Raw genomic sequence first — 14468 nt, 5'->3', positions numbered from 1 at the left:
ACACAACCATGCGGCACCTGAAAGACCTCCCCGTTCTCATCCTCGGCCTCGGCGCGTCCGGGCTGGCGATGGCGCGCTGGTGCGCGCGCCACGGCGCGGTCGTGACCGTAGCCGACACGCGCGAGGCCCCGGCCTCGCTGGCGACGCTGCAAGCCGAGTTGCCCGACGCGACCTTCATCGGCGGACCGTTCACGGCTGCGCTGGTCGAAGGCACGCCGATCCGCGCCGTGTACCGCTCGCCGGGCCTGTCGCCCGCGACGCTGGCGCCGGTCGTCGATGCCGCCAAGGCCGTGGGCCTCGTGGTCGGCGGCGAGCTGGACCTGTTTGCGCGCGCGCTGCTCGACCTGCGGACGGTCGAAGTGCCGGTGGTGGAAGTCGAGGCTGACGTGCCGGTTGAAGCCGCTGTGGCTGAACCCGTCGTTGAAACGCCTGCTCAGGCCGAATTGGCCTTGAGCGAAGAAGTCCCTGTGGCGGATGCTGCGGTGGTCGAGACGCCGGAAGTGCCTGCGCTGGAGGCTGCTGCGGTTGTCGAGGGCGAGGCCGAAACGGCTGCGCCTGTTGAAGCAACTGACGTTGTTGCACCCACTGACGCCGTGGCCCCCGAGCCGACGGCAGAGCCGATCGAAGCCGCACTGCCAGTCGATGCGACTGCCGCAGAAGCCGAACCCGTCGCTCCCGTCGAACCGACCGAAGCTGTCGAAGCCACACCGCCCACCATGGCCGAAGCCATGCCGCGCGATGCATCGCTGAGCGTGCCGGTGACGCCGCCCGCCGAAGACGTCGTCGCTGAAGACGCCGCCACGGAAGAAGGCGCAGCACCGGCTGCCACCGCCGACGCACCCGATGCGCCGCCCGCGCCCGTGTCCGCCGCCAGCCTCTCCCGGCTCCCGCCCCCCGGCAAGCCCTACGTGCCCACCGCCGCGCTGGAGGCCGCCGCGTTCGTCGCCACGATCGCCGAGCTGTCCGCCACCAACCCGGCCTCGGCCGCAGTCGAGGAAGAGGCCACGCCCCAGCTTCGGCTCGTGCCCGAGCCGGAGCCCGAAGCGCCCAAGGGCTACACGCCGGCCGTGCTCGCGATCAGCGGCACCAACGGAAAGACCACCGTCACCTCGCTCACCGGCCAGCTGGTCGAGCGTGCGGGCAAGACCGTGGCCGTGGCCGGCAACATCGGCCCGACGCTGCTCGACACGCTGGCCGCGCACATCGATGCCGACACGCTGCCCGAGGTGTGGGTGCTCGAACTCTCGAGCTTCCAGCTCGACGGCGTGCAGGGCTTCGAGCCCACGGCCGCGACCGTGCTCAACCTCACGCAGGACCACCTCGACTGGCATGGCGACATGCCGGCCTACGCGGCCGCGAAGGCGCGCATCTTCGGCGCCAAGGGCCTGATGATCCTCAACCGCGACGACGCCGGCGTGATGGCCATGCTGCCGCCGCCCGTTCGCGTGAAGCTGCAGCGTCCGCAGATCCGCACCCACGTCACCTTCGGTGGCGCGATGCCGCTGCGTCCCGGCGACTACGGCATCGAGCGCATCAACGGCGTGTCGTGGCTGGTGCGCGCGCTGGAAGCCGACGAAACGCAGAAGCGCAAGCGCGGCGCGGTGGTCGAAGAAGAAATCTTCTTCCAGCGCCTCATGCCCGCCGACGCATTGCGCATCCGCGGCCGCCACAACGCCATGAACGCCCTGGCGGCCCTCGCGCTCGCCAGCGCCGCCGACTGCCCGCTGGGCCCGATGCTCTACGGCCTGCGCGAGTACCGCGGCGAGCCGCACCGCGTCGAGCCGATCGCCATCGTGGACGAGGTCGAGTTCTTCGACGACAGCAAGGGCACCAACGTCGGCGCCACCGTGGCCGCATTGAGCGGCCTTGGCGAAGAGCGCCGCGTGGTCGTGATCCTCGGCGGCGAAGGCAAGGGCCAGGACTTCGAGCCGCTGGCCGACCCCGTGCGCCAGTACGCGCGCGCCGTCGTGCTCATCGGCCGCGACGCCCCGCTCATCGAGGCCGCGCTGGCCACTACGGGCGTGTCGCTGAAGCACGCGGGTTCGATGGAAGAAGCCGTCAAGCTCGCCGCCGCGCGCGCCCACCCCGGCGATGCCGTGCTGCTGTCACCGGCCTGTGCGAGCTTCGACATGTTCAAGGACTACGCGCACCGCGCCGAGGTGTTCCGCGAGGCCGTCGAGGCCTACGCCGACAGCCCGCGCGATGCCGTGGGTGGCGACGACGCCGTGGTGTCGTACGTGCCCAGCGCGTCGCTGTCCACCGCCGGATCGATGGAGGACCCGATTTGAACTCCGCAGCCGCAGGCCAGGAAACCCGCACCGGCAGCCGTTTCGGCGGCTGGTTCCGGCGTGCCCGCAGCGGCATGGATTCGCTGCCCGTGCACCTGCCCGTGCGGCTGGGCGGCGCCGGCATCGCGCAGACCAAGGCCACGCCGATGCGCGTGCTGGGCTTCGATCAGGCGCTGGTCTGGGTCACGGTCGCACTGATGACCTGGGGCCTGATCATGGTGTATTCGGCCTCGATCGCGCTGCCCGACAACCCGCGCTTCGCGCGCGCCGGCTACGGCCCGTCGTTCTTCCTCACGCGGCACGCGGCCTCGCTGATCATCGCCTTCATCGCCGCGCTGCTGACCTTCCAGATCCCGATGAAGACCTGGGAGCGCACCGCGCCCTGGCTCTTCGTCGCCTCGCTGCTGCTGCTGGTGGCCGTGCTCATTCCGCACATCGGCATCAACGTGAACGGCGCGCGCCGCTGGCTGCCGATGGGCTTCATGCGCTTCCAGCCGTCGGAGCTGGCCAAGTTCGCGATGGTGCTCTACGCCGCCAGCTACATGGTGCGCAAGATGGAGATCAAGGAGCGGTTCTTCCGCGCCGTGCTGCCGATGGGCATCGCGGTGGTGGTGGTCGGCATGCTGGTGATGGCCGAGCCCGACATGGGCGCGTTCATGGTGATCGCCGTGATCGCCATGGGCATCCTGTTTTTGGGCGGCGTGAACGCGCGCATGTTCTTCGTGATCGCGACGCTGGTGGTGGTGGCCTTCGGCTCCATCGTGGCGAGCAGCCCGTGGCGCCGCGAGCGCATCTTTGCGTACCTCGATCCGTGGAGCGAAGAGCACGCGCTGGGCAAGGGCTACCAGCTGTCGCACTCGCTGATCGCGATCGGGCGCGGCGAGATCTTCGGCGTGGGCCTGGGCGGCAGCGTCGAGAAGCTGCACTGGCTGCCCGAAGCGCACACCGACTTTCTGCTGGCCGTGATCGGCGAAGAGTTCGGCCTCATCGGCGTGCTGCTGATCATCGGCATGTTCCTCTGGCTCACGCGCCGCATCATGCACATCGGCCGCCAGGCGATCGCGCTCGACCGCGTGTTCTCGGGCCTCGTGGCCCAGGGCGTGGGCGTGTGGGTCGGCTTCCAGGCCTTCATCAACATGGGCGTGAACCTCGGCGCACTGCCGACCAAGGGCCTGACCTTGCCGCTGATGAGCTTCGGCGGCTCGGCGATCTTGATGAACCTCGTGGCGCTGGCTGTCGTGCTGCGCATCGACTACGAGAACCGCGTGCTCATGCGGGGAGGTCGCGTATGACGACGCGTACTGCACTCGTCATGGCAGGCGGCACGGGCGGCCACATCTTCCCGGGCCTGGCCGTGGCCGAGGCCCTGCGCGAGCGCGGCTGGCGCGTGCACTGGCTGGGCGCGCCCGGCAGCATGGAAGAAAAACTCGTGCCCCCGCGCGGCTTCGCCTTCGAACCGGTGCAGTTCGGCGGCGTGCGCGGCAAGGGCCCGCTCACGCTGTTCCTGCTGCCGCTGAAGCTGCTGCGCGCCTTCTGGCAGAGCCTGGGCGTGGTGCGCCGCGTGAAGCCCGACGTGCTGGTGGGCCTCGGTGGCTACATCACCTTCCCCGGCGGGATGATGGGCGTGCTGATGGGCAAGCCGCTGGTGCTGCACGAGCAGAACTCGGTCGCCGGCCTCGCCAACAAGGTGCTGGCGGGCGTTGCAGACCGCGTGTTCACGGCCTTCCCGAATGTGCTGAAGAAGGCGCAGTGGGTGGGCAATCCGTTGCGCGCGGCGTTCACGTCGCAGCCCGATCCGGCCACGCGTTTCGCGGGCCGCACGGGTCCGCTCAAGTTGTTGGTGGTCGGCGGCAGCCTCGGCGCGCGTGCGCTCAATGCCGTGGTGCCGCAGGCGCTGGCCCGCATCGCGCCCGACCTTCGTCCGCAGGTGCTGCACCAGAGCGGCGCCAAGCAGATCGACGAGTTGCGCGCCAACTATGCAGCGGCCGGCGTCGAGGGCGAACTCACGCCCTTCATCGACGACACCGCGCAGGCGTACGCCGAGGCCGACCTCATCGTCGCGCGTGCGGGCGCCAGCACCGTCACCGAAATCGCGGCCGTCGGCGCAGCAGCGCTGTTCGTGCCTTTCCCCTCGGCGGTCGACGACCACCAGACCACCAACGCACGCTTCCTCGTCGACGCGGGCGGCGGCTGGCTGGTGCAACAGACCGACCTCACCCCTGAATTGCTGGCTGATTTGCTACAGACAACCGAACGCGCGACCCTGATCGAACGGGCCCAGAAGGCCAAGACTATGCAGAAGACCGAAGCCGTCGAGGCGGTTGTCCGCGCCTGCGAGGAGCTCGCGAAATGAAGCACGCGATCCGTCACATCCACTTCGTCGGCGTCGGCGGCTCCGGCATGAGCGGCATCGCCGAGGTGCTGCTGAACCTGGGCTACAAGATCACCGGCTCCGACCTGTCGGACAGCGCCACGCTGCGCCGCCTTGCGGGCCTGGGCATCGGCACCTTCGTGGGCCACGCCGCCGCGCACATCGACGGCGCCGACGCCGTCGTCACGTCCACCGCCGTGCAGTCGGACAACCCCGAGGTGCTGGCCGCGCGCGAGAAGCGCATTCCGGTCGTGCCGCGCGCGCTGATGCTCGCGGAGCTGATGCGCCTGAAGCAGGGCATCGCCATCGCCGGCACGCACGGCAAGACCACCACCACCAGCCTGGTGGCGAGCGTGCTCGACGCCGCCGGGCTCGACCCGACCTTCGTGATTGGCGGTCGCCTGAACAGCGCCGGCGCGAATGCGCAGCTGGGCAGCGGCGACTACATCGTGGTCGAGGCCGACGAGTCGGACGCTTCGTTCCTGAACCTGCTGCCCGTGATGGCGGTGGTCACGAACATCGACGCCGACCACATGGAGACCTACGGGCACGACTTCGCGAAGCTCAAGAAAGCCTTCGTCGACTTTCTGCACCGCATGCCGTTCTACGGCGTGGCCATCCTGTGCACCGACGATCCGGCGGTGCGCGACATCGTGGCCGACGTGACCTGCCCGGTCACCAGCTACGGCTTCGGCGAAGACGCCCAGGTGCGCGCCATTGACGTGCGCGCCGTCGGCGCCCAGATGCATTTCACCGCGCAGCGCCGCAACGGCGTGACGCTGCCCGACCTGCCCATCGTGCTGAACCTGCCGGGCGAGCACAACGTGCGCAACGCGCTGTCAGTGATCGCCGTGGCCGTCGAGCTCGGCATTCCCGACGAGGCCGTGCAGCGCGGCCTCGAAGGCTTCAAGGGCGTGGGCCGTCGCTTCCAGAGCTATGGCGACGTCGCCGTGCCGAACGACACGGCCGGCGGCTGCTTCACCGTCATCGACGACTACGGGCATCACCCGGTCGAGATGGCGGCGACCATTTCCGCCGCGCGCGGCGCCTTCCCGGGCCGCCGGCTGGTGCTGGCCTTCCAGCCGCACCGCTACACCCGCACGCGCGACTGCTTCGAAGACTTCGTGAAGGTCATCGGCACCGCCGACTCGGTGCTGCTGGGCGAGGTCTATGCCGCAGGCGAGGCCCCCATCGTGGCGGCCGATGGCCGGTCGCTGGCGCGCGCGCTGCGCGTGGCCGGCAAGGTCGAGCCGGTGTTCGTGGACGACATCGGCGCGCTGCCGCAGACCATTCTGGACAACGCCCGCGCGGGCGACGTGGTGCTGTGCATGGGCGCAGGCTCCATCGGCGCCGTGCCGGGCAAGGTGGTCGAACTCGGCGCGGTTGTCGCGCCGTCGCCCGCACCCTCATCAACAACTTCAGAGCGCACTGCGCGCAAGGGGAGGGCCTCGTGAGCCTTCAGGAACCACAACTTTTCGGCAAGGTCGCCGTGCTGTTCGGCGGCAGTTCCGCCGAACGCGAGGTGTCGCTGATGTCCGGCGCCGGCGTGCTGCAGGCCCTGCGTTCGCGCGGCGTCGACGCGCATGCGTTCGACCCTTCGGAGCGTGAGCTGACCGACCTGAAGCGCGAAGGTTTCGATCGCTGCTTCGTCGCGCTGCATGGCCGCCATGGCGAAGACGGCACCGTGCAGGGCGCGCTCGAGCTGCTCGGCATTCCCTACACCGGCTCGGGCGTGATGGCCTCGAGCGTGGCGATGGACAAGGTCATGACCAAGCGCATCTGGCAGGCCGACGGCCTGCCGACGCCCAAGTACGTGCGCCTGGCCTTCGACCAGCAAAGCCGCGAGCAGGTCATGGTCGTGCCCGACGTGCTCGGCCTGCCGCTCATCGTGAAGCCGCCGCGCGAGGGCTCGTCCATCGGCGTGACCAAGGTCGAGGGCTACTCGCAGATGCAGGATGCCGTGGCGCTGTCGGCGAAGTTCGATGCCGACGTGCTGTGCGAGGAATTCATCGACGGCGAAGAAGTGACCTGCGCCGTGCTCGGCCAGGGGCTCGATGCGCGCGCGCTGCCGGTGGTGCGCATCGCCGCACCCGAAGGCGCCTACGACTACCAGAACAAGTACTTCACCGACGACGTGAAGTACCAGTGCCCGAGCGGCCTGCCCGAGGCCGAGGAACGCGAGATCCAGCGCATCACGCTGGCCGCGTACCACACGCTCGGCTGCCGCGGCTGGGGCCGCGCCGACGTGATGATCCGCGCCAGCGACCGCAAGCCCTTCCTGCTCGAGATGAACACCTCGCCCGGCATGACCAGCCATTCGCTGGTGCCGATGTCGGCGCGCGCGGCGGGCATTCCCTACGAAGAGCTGTGCGTGCGCGTGCTCGCGTCCGCGTCGCTCGATGCCAAGGGGGGCGCGAACTAAGCCATGGCCGACAGCATCCCCGCTCCCTTCGACGTCAAGCTGATGAACATCGTCGCGAACGTTGCGTTCGTGCTGGTGGCGCTCATGCTGCTGGCGGCGAGCGCGTGGTGGGTGCTGCGCCAGCCTTTCTTCCCGATCTCGGGCATCAAGGTGGACGGCGAGGTCACGCACAACAACGCGGTCACGCTGCGCGCCAACGTGGCGCCGCAGCTCAAGGGCAACTTCTTCACCATCGACCTGGCGCGTGCGCGCACCGCCTTCGAGACGGTGCCGTGGGTGCGCAGCGCGGTGGTGCGGCGCGAGTTCCCGAACAAGCTGCGCGTGACGCTGACCGAGCAGGTGCCCGTGGCGGTGTGGGGCGAGGAGGCCGGCTCCAAGCTGATCAACGGCTTCGGCGACGTGTTCGAGGCCAACGTGGCCGAGGTCGACAGCGACCTGCCGCGCCTGGACGGCCCGATCGAGCAGGCCGGGCAGGTGCTGGGCATGTACCGCGTGCTGGCGCCGATGTTCGAGCCCTACGACTTCGACATCGCCGAGCTGCGGCTGTCCAGCCGCGGCAGCTGGAAGGTGCTGCTGGACAACGGCGCCGAGATCGAACTCGGCCGCGGCCAGAGCGACGAGGTGTCGGCGCGTCTGCAGCGGTTCCTGAAGACCGTGACGCAGGTCGCGGGCCAGTACCGCCGCACGGTGGCCGACGTCGAACGCGCCGATCTGCGCCACAACGACGCGTATGCCCTGCGGCTGCGCGGCGTCACCACGGTCTCGCCCGAGGCCCCAAGAAAAATCAAGTAGCGAATACCGAGGACATCTACATGCCCAAAGAATACAAAGACCTGGTCGTAGGCCTGGACATCGGAACCGCCAAGGTGATGGTGGTCGTGGCCGAGGTGCTGCAAGGCGGCGAGCTCAAGCTGGCCGGCCTGGGCATCGCGCCCAGCAACGGCCTCAAGCGCGGCGTCGTGGTGAACATCGACGCCACCGTGCAGAGCATCCAGCAGGCGCTGAAAGAAGCCGAGCTGATGGCCGACTGCAAGATCAGCCGCGTCTATACCGGCATCACCGGCAGCCACATCCGCGGCATCAATTCGAGCGGCATGGTGGCGGTGAAGGACAAGGAAGTCACGCCCGCCGATGTGGCCCGCGTGGTCGAGACGGCGCGCGCCATCAACATCTCGAGCGACCAGCGCCTCTTGCTGGTGGAGCCGCAGGAGTTCGTGATCGACGGCCAGGACGTGAAGGAGCCGATCGGCATGAGCGGCATGCGCCTGGAGGCCAAGGTGCACATCGTGACCGGCGCGCAGAGCGCGGCCGAGAACATCATCAAGTGCGTGCGCCGCTGCGGCCTCGAGGTCGACCAGCTGATGCTGAACCCGCTGGCCTCGAGCCAGGCGGTGCTGACCGAAGACGAGCGCGAGCTCGGCGTGGTGCTGGTCGACATCGGTGCGGGCACCACCGACGTGGCGATCTTCACCAACGGCGCGATCCGCCACACGGCCGTGATCCCGATCGCGGGCGACCTCATCACGAGCGACATCGCGATGGCCCTGCGCACGCCCACCAAGGATGCGGAGGACATCAAGGTCGAGCACGGCTATGCCAAGCAGCTGCTGGCCGATCCTGAATCGCAGGTCGAAGTCCCCGGCCTTGGCGATCGCGGCCCGCGCATGTTGAGCAAGCAGGCGCTTGCCGGCGTGATCGAGCCGCGCATCGAAGAAATCTTCTCGCTGGTGCAGCAGGTGGTGCGCGAGTCGGGCTACGAGGAAGTGCTGTCTTCCGGTGTGGTGTTGACCGGCGGCAGCGCCGTCATGCCCGGCATGGTCGAGCTCGGCGAAGACATCTTCCTGAAGCCCGTGCGCCGCGGCATCCCGAAGTACTCGAGCGCGCTCTCGGACATGGTGGCGCAGCCGCGCGCGGCCACCGTGATGGGCCTGCTCGAAGAAGCACGTTTTGCACGCATGCGTGGTTTCAAGGTCGCACAGAAGAACGGGTCCGTAAAGACTGCGTTCGGACGTTTCAAGGACTTCATCGTGGGGAACTTCTGACCATGAACCACTCCCCACTCTGGCTCGCACGCGCGGGTCCTCCGCTGCATTTCAACGAGCGATGGCGACGCACCGGTCCACCATCGCGACGGCGATCCCGTTGATCACGTCAGGCAGAAGAAATATTCATAGATACATAACGGCAACTGCAATATTCAAGGAGTTAGAAATGACCATCGAAATGATCGAAGTCGAAGAATTCAACCAGGGCACGCAGATCAAGGTGATCGGTGTCGGCGGCGGCGGTGGCAATGCGGTCGCCCACATGATGGAGCGTGGTGTGCAAGGCGTGCAGTTCGTTTGCGCCAACACCGACGCGCAAGCCCTGCAACGCAGCAACGCGCACAAGAACATCCAGCTGGGCATCAGCGGCCTGGGCGCTGGCAGCAAGCCCGAGAAGGGCCGTGACGCGGCCGAAGCCGCAGTGGACGACATCCGCGCCGCCATCGATGGCGCGCACATGCTGTTCATCACGGCCGGCATGGGCGGCGGCACCGGCACCGGCGCGGCGCCCGTGATCGCGCGCGTGGCCAAGGAAATGGGCATCCTGACGGTGGGCGTGGTGACCAAGCCCTTCGACTGGGAAGGCGGTCGCCGCATGACCAACGCCGATGCCGGCCTGGCCGAGCTCGAAGCCAACGTCGACTCGCTGATCGTCGTGCTCAACGAGAAGCTGCTCGACGTGCTCGGTGAAGACATCACGCAGGACGAAGCCTTCGCGCACGCCAACGACGTGCTGAAGAACGCCGTGGGCGGTATCTCGGAAATCATCAACGAGTACGGCGGCGTGAACGTCGACTTCGAAGACGTGCGCACCGTGATGGGCGAACCCGGCAAGGCCATGATGGGCACGGCCGCGGCTGCAGGCCCGGACCGCGCGCGCATCGCCGCCGAGCAGGCCGTGGCCTGCCCGCTGCTCGAAGGCATCGACCTCTCGGGTGCCAAGGGCGTGCTGGTGCTGGTGACGGCATCGAAGGGTTCGCTGAAGCTGAACGAGTCGAAGCTCGCGATGAACACCATCCGCGCCTACGCCTCGCCGGACGCGCACGTGATCTACGGCGCTGCCTACGACGAAAGCCTGGGCGACCAGATGCGCGTCACGGTGGTGGCCACGGGTCTGTCGCGCGCCGACGCACGCCGCCAGGCCCCGACGCTCGAAGTGATCCGCACCGGCACCGACAACATCCCGTTCACCGTGCCGACGCTTGGCGGCATGGGCCACGCGGGTGGTGGTTCGGGCAGCCAGCCCAACTACGACGGCATGGCCGTGCCCAGCGTGTGGCGCACCAACCGCACGATGGCCGCCGCCAAGGTCGACGCGCTGTCGTCGGGTGGCATGGACGACTTCGAGATTCCTGCATTCCTGCGCCGTCAAGCAGATTGACCGCAGGCCACTGAACGCAGAGGGCACGAGGGTTCGCAAGGGGACGGGGAAGACCTGAAAGGGACTGACCCCCGGCTCTAGGCGCTGCGTTCACCTCGTGCCCCTTGCGTCCACCGCCGGGGGCTCCCCGGCTTTTTTTGCGCTTTCTTTTTTGACCGGTCCATGTCTATCGCGGCCATAGCCAGGGGAATAGGGCGTCAAGGTCGCAGCCCGCCTAAAATCATGGGCGTGCTGCAACAACGAACCCTCAAGTCGATCAGCCGCGCCGTGGGCGTGGGGCTACACAGCGGCCAACGCGTGGAGCTGACCCTGCGACCGGCCCCGGCCGACACGGGCATCGTGTTCCGCCGTGTCGACCTGCCCGAGCCGGTCGAGATCCGCATGACTGCCGAATCGGTCACCGACACGCGCCTGGCGTCCACCGTGTCCACGGGCGGCGCCAAGGTGCAGACGGTCGAACACATCATGTCCGCCTGCGCGGGCCTGGGCATCGACAACCTCTACATCGACATCACGGCCGACGAAGTGCCGATCCTCGACGGGTCGGCCTCGTCCTTCGTGTTCCTGCTGCAAAGCGCGGGCATCGAGCTGCAGAAGGCGCCGCGCCGCTTCATCCGCGTACTGCGCAAGGTCGAGGTGCGCGAAGGCGAGGGCGCCAACGAGAAGTGGGCGAGCCTGGAGCCGTACCACGGCTTCAAGCTGAGCTTCGAGATCGACTTCGACCACCGCGTCGTCAACTCCACCGGCCAACGCGTGGAGTTCGACCTGGGCACCGACTCGTACAGCCGCGACATCGCACGCGCGCGCACCTTCGGCTTCACCAAAGAGGTCGAGTACATGCGCAGCAAGGGCCTGGCGCTCGGCGGTGGCCTGGACAACGCCATCGTCATGGACGACACCAAGGTGCTCAATGCCGGCGGCCTGCGCTACGACGACGAGTTCGTGAAGCACAAGATCCTCGACGCCATGGGCGACCTGTACATCATCGGCAAGCCGCTGCTGGCGGCATACACCGCGTTCCGCTCGGGCCATGCGCTCAACAACAAGCTGCTGCGCGAACTGCTCTCGCACAGCGACGCCTACGAGGTCGTGACCTTCGAAGACGAGAAGCGCGCACCGCGCGGCTTCGGCGAAGTGGCGCGGGCCTGGTAAGCGGGGCGCACGCTTTTTCCGATGCTTCTCTTTCGCTGGGCCATCCTGCTGCTTCTGCTGGTGGCGGGCGTGTCCTTCGCGTTCTATGCGGGCACGGGGCAGGTCAAGTACCGTCGCTTCGGCTGGGTCGTCTTCAAGTGGACGATTCTTGCTGCGCTCGGCTTCTTCGCCGTTCTGATCGCCGAGCGCGTCGCGTAGCCAGCCAGCCGTTCAATCGACCAGGGCCTGCAGCGCCTGCACCTGCTGCGCAAGCAGCGGCCCCTTGCGATGCGCGGGCACCAGCAACATCAACGTGTCTCCCAGTGCCTTCGGCCGCCCCCAGGGCGCGTGCAGCCGGCCTTTCTCGAGCAGCGGCGCCACCAGCCGCTCGCGCCCCATCAGCACCCCTTCGCCGTCGAGCGCGGCCTGCAGCGCGAGGCTGTAGAGCGAGAAATCGGGCCCGGCAGCCAGCGCATCGGCTTCGGTCGAGGTGGTGCCGGGGCGCACGGCCTGCAGCCAGCGCGACCAGTCGTCGCGCCACACCGTGTCGTGCAGGCCGCCGCAGCGCGCGAGTACGTCGATGAGATCGTCGAGCGGGCGCGGGCGTCCGCTGTCCAGCGACGGCTGCACGCGCGGGCTGCACACGGGCACGAGGCGGTCGCGTGCGAGCGGGATGCCCGTCGCGCCGACGGCGGCCTCGGCACCGTGTGCGTAGAACAGCCCGAGGTCGAAGGGTTCGCGCCGAAAGTTCGGCGGCTGCTCCAGCGCCGTCACCGACACCTGCACGCCGGGCAGCGCGGCCTTCAGCCGGGAGAGCCGCGGCGACAGCCACAGCTGCGCCATGGCCGGCAGGGCCGCCACCTGCAGTGTGCTGCGGCGCGCGGCGGTCTGCGTTTCCTGGCGCAGCGCCTGCACGGCAAGGCCGAGCTGGTCGACGGCCGTGCTGAGCGCGGGCAACGCGCGCCGGCCGTGCGCGCTGAGCCGGATGCCCTGGCTGTGCCGCTCGAACAGCGCACCGCCGGCCCAGGTCTCGAGCGCCTTGATCTGCTGTGCGACGGCGGCGGGCGTCACGAACAGCTCTTCGGCCGCGCGCGCGAAGCTGCCGTGGCGTGCTGCCGCCTCGAAGGCACGCACGGCCGTGTGCGGTGGCAGGCGAGGGCGGGGTGGGGCGAGGGACATGGTGTGGAGGCCAAGTTTTTCTAGGGCTCGGGCCCAGTTTATCCGTGTTGCCGGCGCAGGCACAGGGCGCGACCATGCGGTCATTCCCTTCCACCACTCCCAGTGAGACACCGCATGCCCGCAGCCCTTCACCGCCGTTCCTGGGTTCCCGCCGCCAGCGAGGACCACGTGCTCGCCATCGCCGCCGACGCCGCCGCGCGCGACGCGGCGGGCGTGGCCGCCGAGATCGAACGCCTCGTGGCCGACAACCACCGCATCCACGACGTCGACGGGCTGAACCTCAACCCGGCCACCAACGTGATGAACCCCGCCGCCGAGGCGCTGCTGTCGCGCGGGCTGGGCTCGCGCCCGTCGCTGGGCTACCCGGGCGACAAGTACGAGATGGGGCTGGAAGCCATCGAACGCATCGAGGTCGTCGCCGCTGAGCTGGCGGCCGAGGTGTTCGGCGCGCGCTTCGCCGAGGTGCGCGTGAGCTCGGGCGCGCTGTCGAACCTCTATGTGTTCATGGCGACCTGCCAGCCCGGCGACACGATCATCGCGCCGCCGCCCGCCATCGGCGGCCACGTGACGCACCACGCGGCGGGCGCGGCCGGGCTCTACGGCCTGAAGACCGTGCCGGCGCCGGTCGATGCCGACGGCTACTCGGTCGACGTGGTCGCGCTGGCCAAGCTCGCGCGCGAGGTGAAGCCGAAACTCATCACCATCGGCGGCAGCCTGAACCTGTTCCCGCACCCGGTGTCCGCGATCCGCGAGGTGGCCGACAGCGTGGGCGCGAAGCTGCTGTTCGATGCCGCGCACCTCTCGGGCATGGTGGCCGGCAAGGCCTGGCCACAGCCGCTCGAAGAAGGCGCGCACGCGATCACCATGAGCACCTACAAGAGCCTGGGCGGTCCGGCCGGCGGGCTGATCGTGTCGAACGACGCGGCGCTGATGGAGCGCATCGACGCCATCGCCTACCCCGGCCTCACGGCCAACTCGGACGCGGGCCGCACGGCGGCGCTGGCCCGTGGCCTGCTCGATTGGAAGGTGCACGGCGTGGCCTATGCGGCGGCGATGCGCGACACCGCGCAGGCGCTGGCGCGCGCGCTCGATACCGAGGGCCTGCCCGTGTTCGCCAAGGCGCGTGGCTTCACGCAGTCGCACCAGTTCGCGCTCGAGGCCGCGCGCTGGGGTGGCGGGCAACGCGCCGCGAAGCAGCTCGCTCAGGGCGGCCTGCTGGCCTGCGGCATCGGCCTGCCGATCGCGCCGGTCGACGGCGACATCAACGGCCTGCGCCTGGGCGTGCCCGAGATCGTGCGTCTGGGCCTCACGCCCGAGGACATGCCGCAACTGGCCAATTGGATCGCGCGGGCGCTGGCAGGCGATGCGCCCGCCGTGGCCGCCGAGGTGCGCGAACGCCGCCAGCGCCTGGGCGAGTTGCGCTACATCGTGCGCTGAAGCTCCGTCAGCGCGAACGCCCTTGCCGGTAGGTGCCGGCGTGGGTCTTCGACAGCTCGGCCGCTTCCGCGAGTCGCGCCATCGAGCGGCCGACCTGCGCGTGCGTGATGGCGATGCCCAGCGCGTCCGCCGCATCGGCGCCCGGCAGGCCGGGCAGGTCGAGCAGGCGCTTCACCATTTCCTGCACCTGCGCCTTCGCAGCCTGGCCGTGGCC

The 14468-nt window shown here is 69.0% G+C and carries 13 protein-coding genes; 11 read left to right on the top strand and 2 right to left on the bottom strand.

The window, feature by feature from the left end; genetic code table 11:
• The first annotated feature begins 8 nt into the window (after positions 1-8).
• From murD to AAG801_RS21000, 10 genes are all read left to right on the top strand, one after another.
• Complete coding sequence (gene murD / locus AAG801_RS21045) at positions 9-2288, top strand: UDP-N-acetylmuramoyl-L-alanine--D-glutamate ligase (protein WP_341890117.1); 2280 nt, start codon at positions 9-11, stop codon at positions 2286-2288.
• A gap of 74 nt (positions 2289-2362) precedes the next feature.
• A complete protein-coding gene (gene ftsW, locus AAG801_RS21040; protein WP_341890124.1) occupies positions 2363-3580 on the top strand; it encodes a putative lipid II flippase FtsW in 1218 nt (405 codons plus the stop codon).
• Complete coding sequence (gene murG, locus AAG801_RS21035; protein WP_341890116.1) at positions 3577-4641, top strand: undecaprenyldiphospho-muramoylpentapeptide beta-N-acetylglucosaminyltransferase; 1065 nt, start codon at positions 3577-3579, stop codon at positions 4639-4641. The genes ftsW and murG overlap by 4 nt, the downstream gene beginning before the upstream one ends.
• Entirely contained in the window at positions 4638-6113 is a 1476-nt protein-coding gene (gene murC, locus AAG801_RS21030; protein WP_341890115.1) for a UDP-N-acetylmuramate--L-alanine ligase, read from the top strand. The genes murG and murC overlap by 4 nt, the downstream gene beginning before the upstream one ends.
• Positions 6110-7081 carry a D-alanine--D-alanine ligase gene (locus AAG801_RS21025; protein WP_341890114.1) on the top strand — a complete coding sequence of 324 codons (972 nt, stop codon included), beginning with the start codon at positions 6110-6112 and terminating at the stop codon, positions 7079-7081. The genes murC and AAG801_RS21025 overlap by 4 nt, the downstream gene beginning before the upstream one ends.
• 3 nt (positions 7082-7084) lie before the next feature.
• The gene (locus AAG801_RS21020; protein WP_192194972.1) at positions 7085-7873 is read left to right on the top strand and encodes a cell division protein FtsQ/DivIB; all 789 of its coding nucleotides are present in this window, start codon (positions 7085-7087) and stop codon (positions 7871-7873) included.
• A 20-nt stretch (positions 7874-7893) separates the two neighbouring features.
• Complete coding sequence (ftsA, locus tag AAG801_RS21015; protein WP_056575685.1) at positions 7894-9123, top strand: cell division protein FtsA; 1230 nt, start codon at positions 7894-7896, stop codon at positions 9121-9123.
• A gap of 169 nt (positions 9124-9292) precedes the next feature.
• Positions 9293-10507 carry a cell division protein FtsZ gene (ftsZ, locus tag AAG801_RS21010; protein ID WP_099795080.1) on the top strand — a complete coding sequence of 405 codons (1215 nt, stop codon included), beginning with the start codon at positions 9293-9295 and terminating at the stop codon, positions 10505-10507.
• Between the two features lie 228 nt (positions 10508-10735).
• On the top strand, positions 10736-11659 hold the full coding sequence (gene lpxC, locus AAG801_RS21005; RefSeq protein ID WP_056575680.1) for a UDP-3-O-acyl-N-acetylglucosamine deacetylase: 924 nt from the start codon (positions 10736-10738) through the stop codon (positions 11657-11659).
• Between the two features lie 21 nt (positions 11660-11680).
• Positions 11681-11857 carry a hypothetical protein gene (locus tag AAG801_RS21000; protein ID WP_192194973.1) on the top strand — a complete coding sequence of 59 codons (177 nt, stop codon included), beginning with the start codon at positions 11681-11683 and terminating at the stop codon, positions 11855-11857.
• 12 nt (positions 11858-11869) lie between these two features.
• Here the strand turns inward: AAG801_RS21000 and AAG801_RS20995 are convergent, their stop codons facing one another.
• Positions 11870-12817: a LysR family transcriptional regulator gene (locus tag AAG801_RS20995; protein WP_341890113.1), complete on the bottom strand. Its 948-nt coding sequence runs from the start codon at positions 12815-12817 to the stop codon at positions 11870-11872.
• 114 nt (positions 12818-12931) lie between these two features.
• Here AAG801_RS20995 and AAG801_RS20990 point away from each other — a divergent pair, with 114 nt between their 5' ends.
• Positions 12932-14254 carry an aminotransferase class I/II-fold pyridoxal phosphate-dependent enzyme gene (locus AAG801_RS20990; RefSeq protein ID WP_341890112.1) on the top strand — a complete coding sequence of 441 codons (1323 nt, stop codon included), beginning with the start codon at positions 12932-12934 and terminating at the stop codon, positions 14252-14254.
• Positions 14255-14261: 7 nt separating this feature from the next.
• Here AAG801_RS20990 and AAG801_RS20985 read toward each other — a convergent pair.
• Positions 14262-14468 (bottom strand): crossover junction endodeoxyribonuclease RuvC (locus tag AAG801_RS20985; RefSeq protein ID WP_341890111.1); only part of this gene is annotated, 207 nt, incomplete at its 5' end.

This window comes from Variovorax sp. YR752 (assembly GCF_943372545.1).
Note: the sequence above shows the minus strand (reverse complement) of the source record. Positions and strands in the feature narration are given on the sequence as shown.

Coding starts and splice junctions, on each gene's coding strand:
- ftsZ (WP_099795080.1), top strand. CDS start 9,293: ATGACCATCGAAATGATCGAAGTCGAAGAATTCAACCAGGGCACGCAG.
- ftsA (WP_056575685.1), top strand. CDS start 7,894: ATGCCCAAAGAATACAAAGACCTGGTCGTAGGCCTGGACATCGGAACC.
- AAG801_RS21020 (WP_192194972.1), top strand. CDS start 7,085: ATGGCCGACAGCATCCCCGCTCCCTTCGACGTCAAGCTGATGAACATC.
- AAG801_RS21000 (WP_192194973.1), top strand. CDS start 11,681: ATGCTTCTCTTTCGCTGGGCCATCCTGCTGCTTCTGCTGGTGGCGGGC.
- murD (WP_341890117.1), top strand. CDS start 9: ATGCGGCACCTGAAAGACCTCCCCGTTCTCATCCTCGGCCTCGGCGCG.
- AAG801_RS20990 (WP_341890112.1), top strand. CDS start 12,932: ATGCCCGCAGCCCTTCACCGCCGTTCCTGGGTTCCCGCCGCCAGCGAG.
- murC (WP_341890115.1), top strand. CDS start 4,638: ATGAAGCACGCGATCCGTCACATCCACTTCGTCGGCGTCGGCGGCTCC.
- ftsW (WP_341890124.1), top strand. CDS start 2,363: ATGGATTCGCTGCCCGTGCACCTGCCCGTGCGGCTGGGCGGCGCCGGC.
- murG (WP_341890116.1), top strand. CDS start 3,577: ATGACGACGCGTACTGCACTCGTCATGGCAGGCGGCACGGGCGGCCAC.
- AAG801_RS20995 (WP_341890113.1), bottom strand. CDS start 12,817: ATGTCCCTCGCCCCACCCCGCCCTCGCCTGCCACCGCACACGGCCGTG.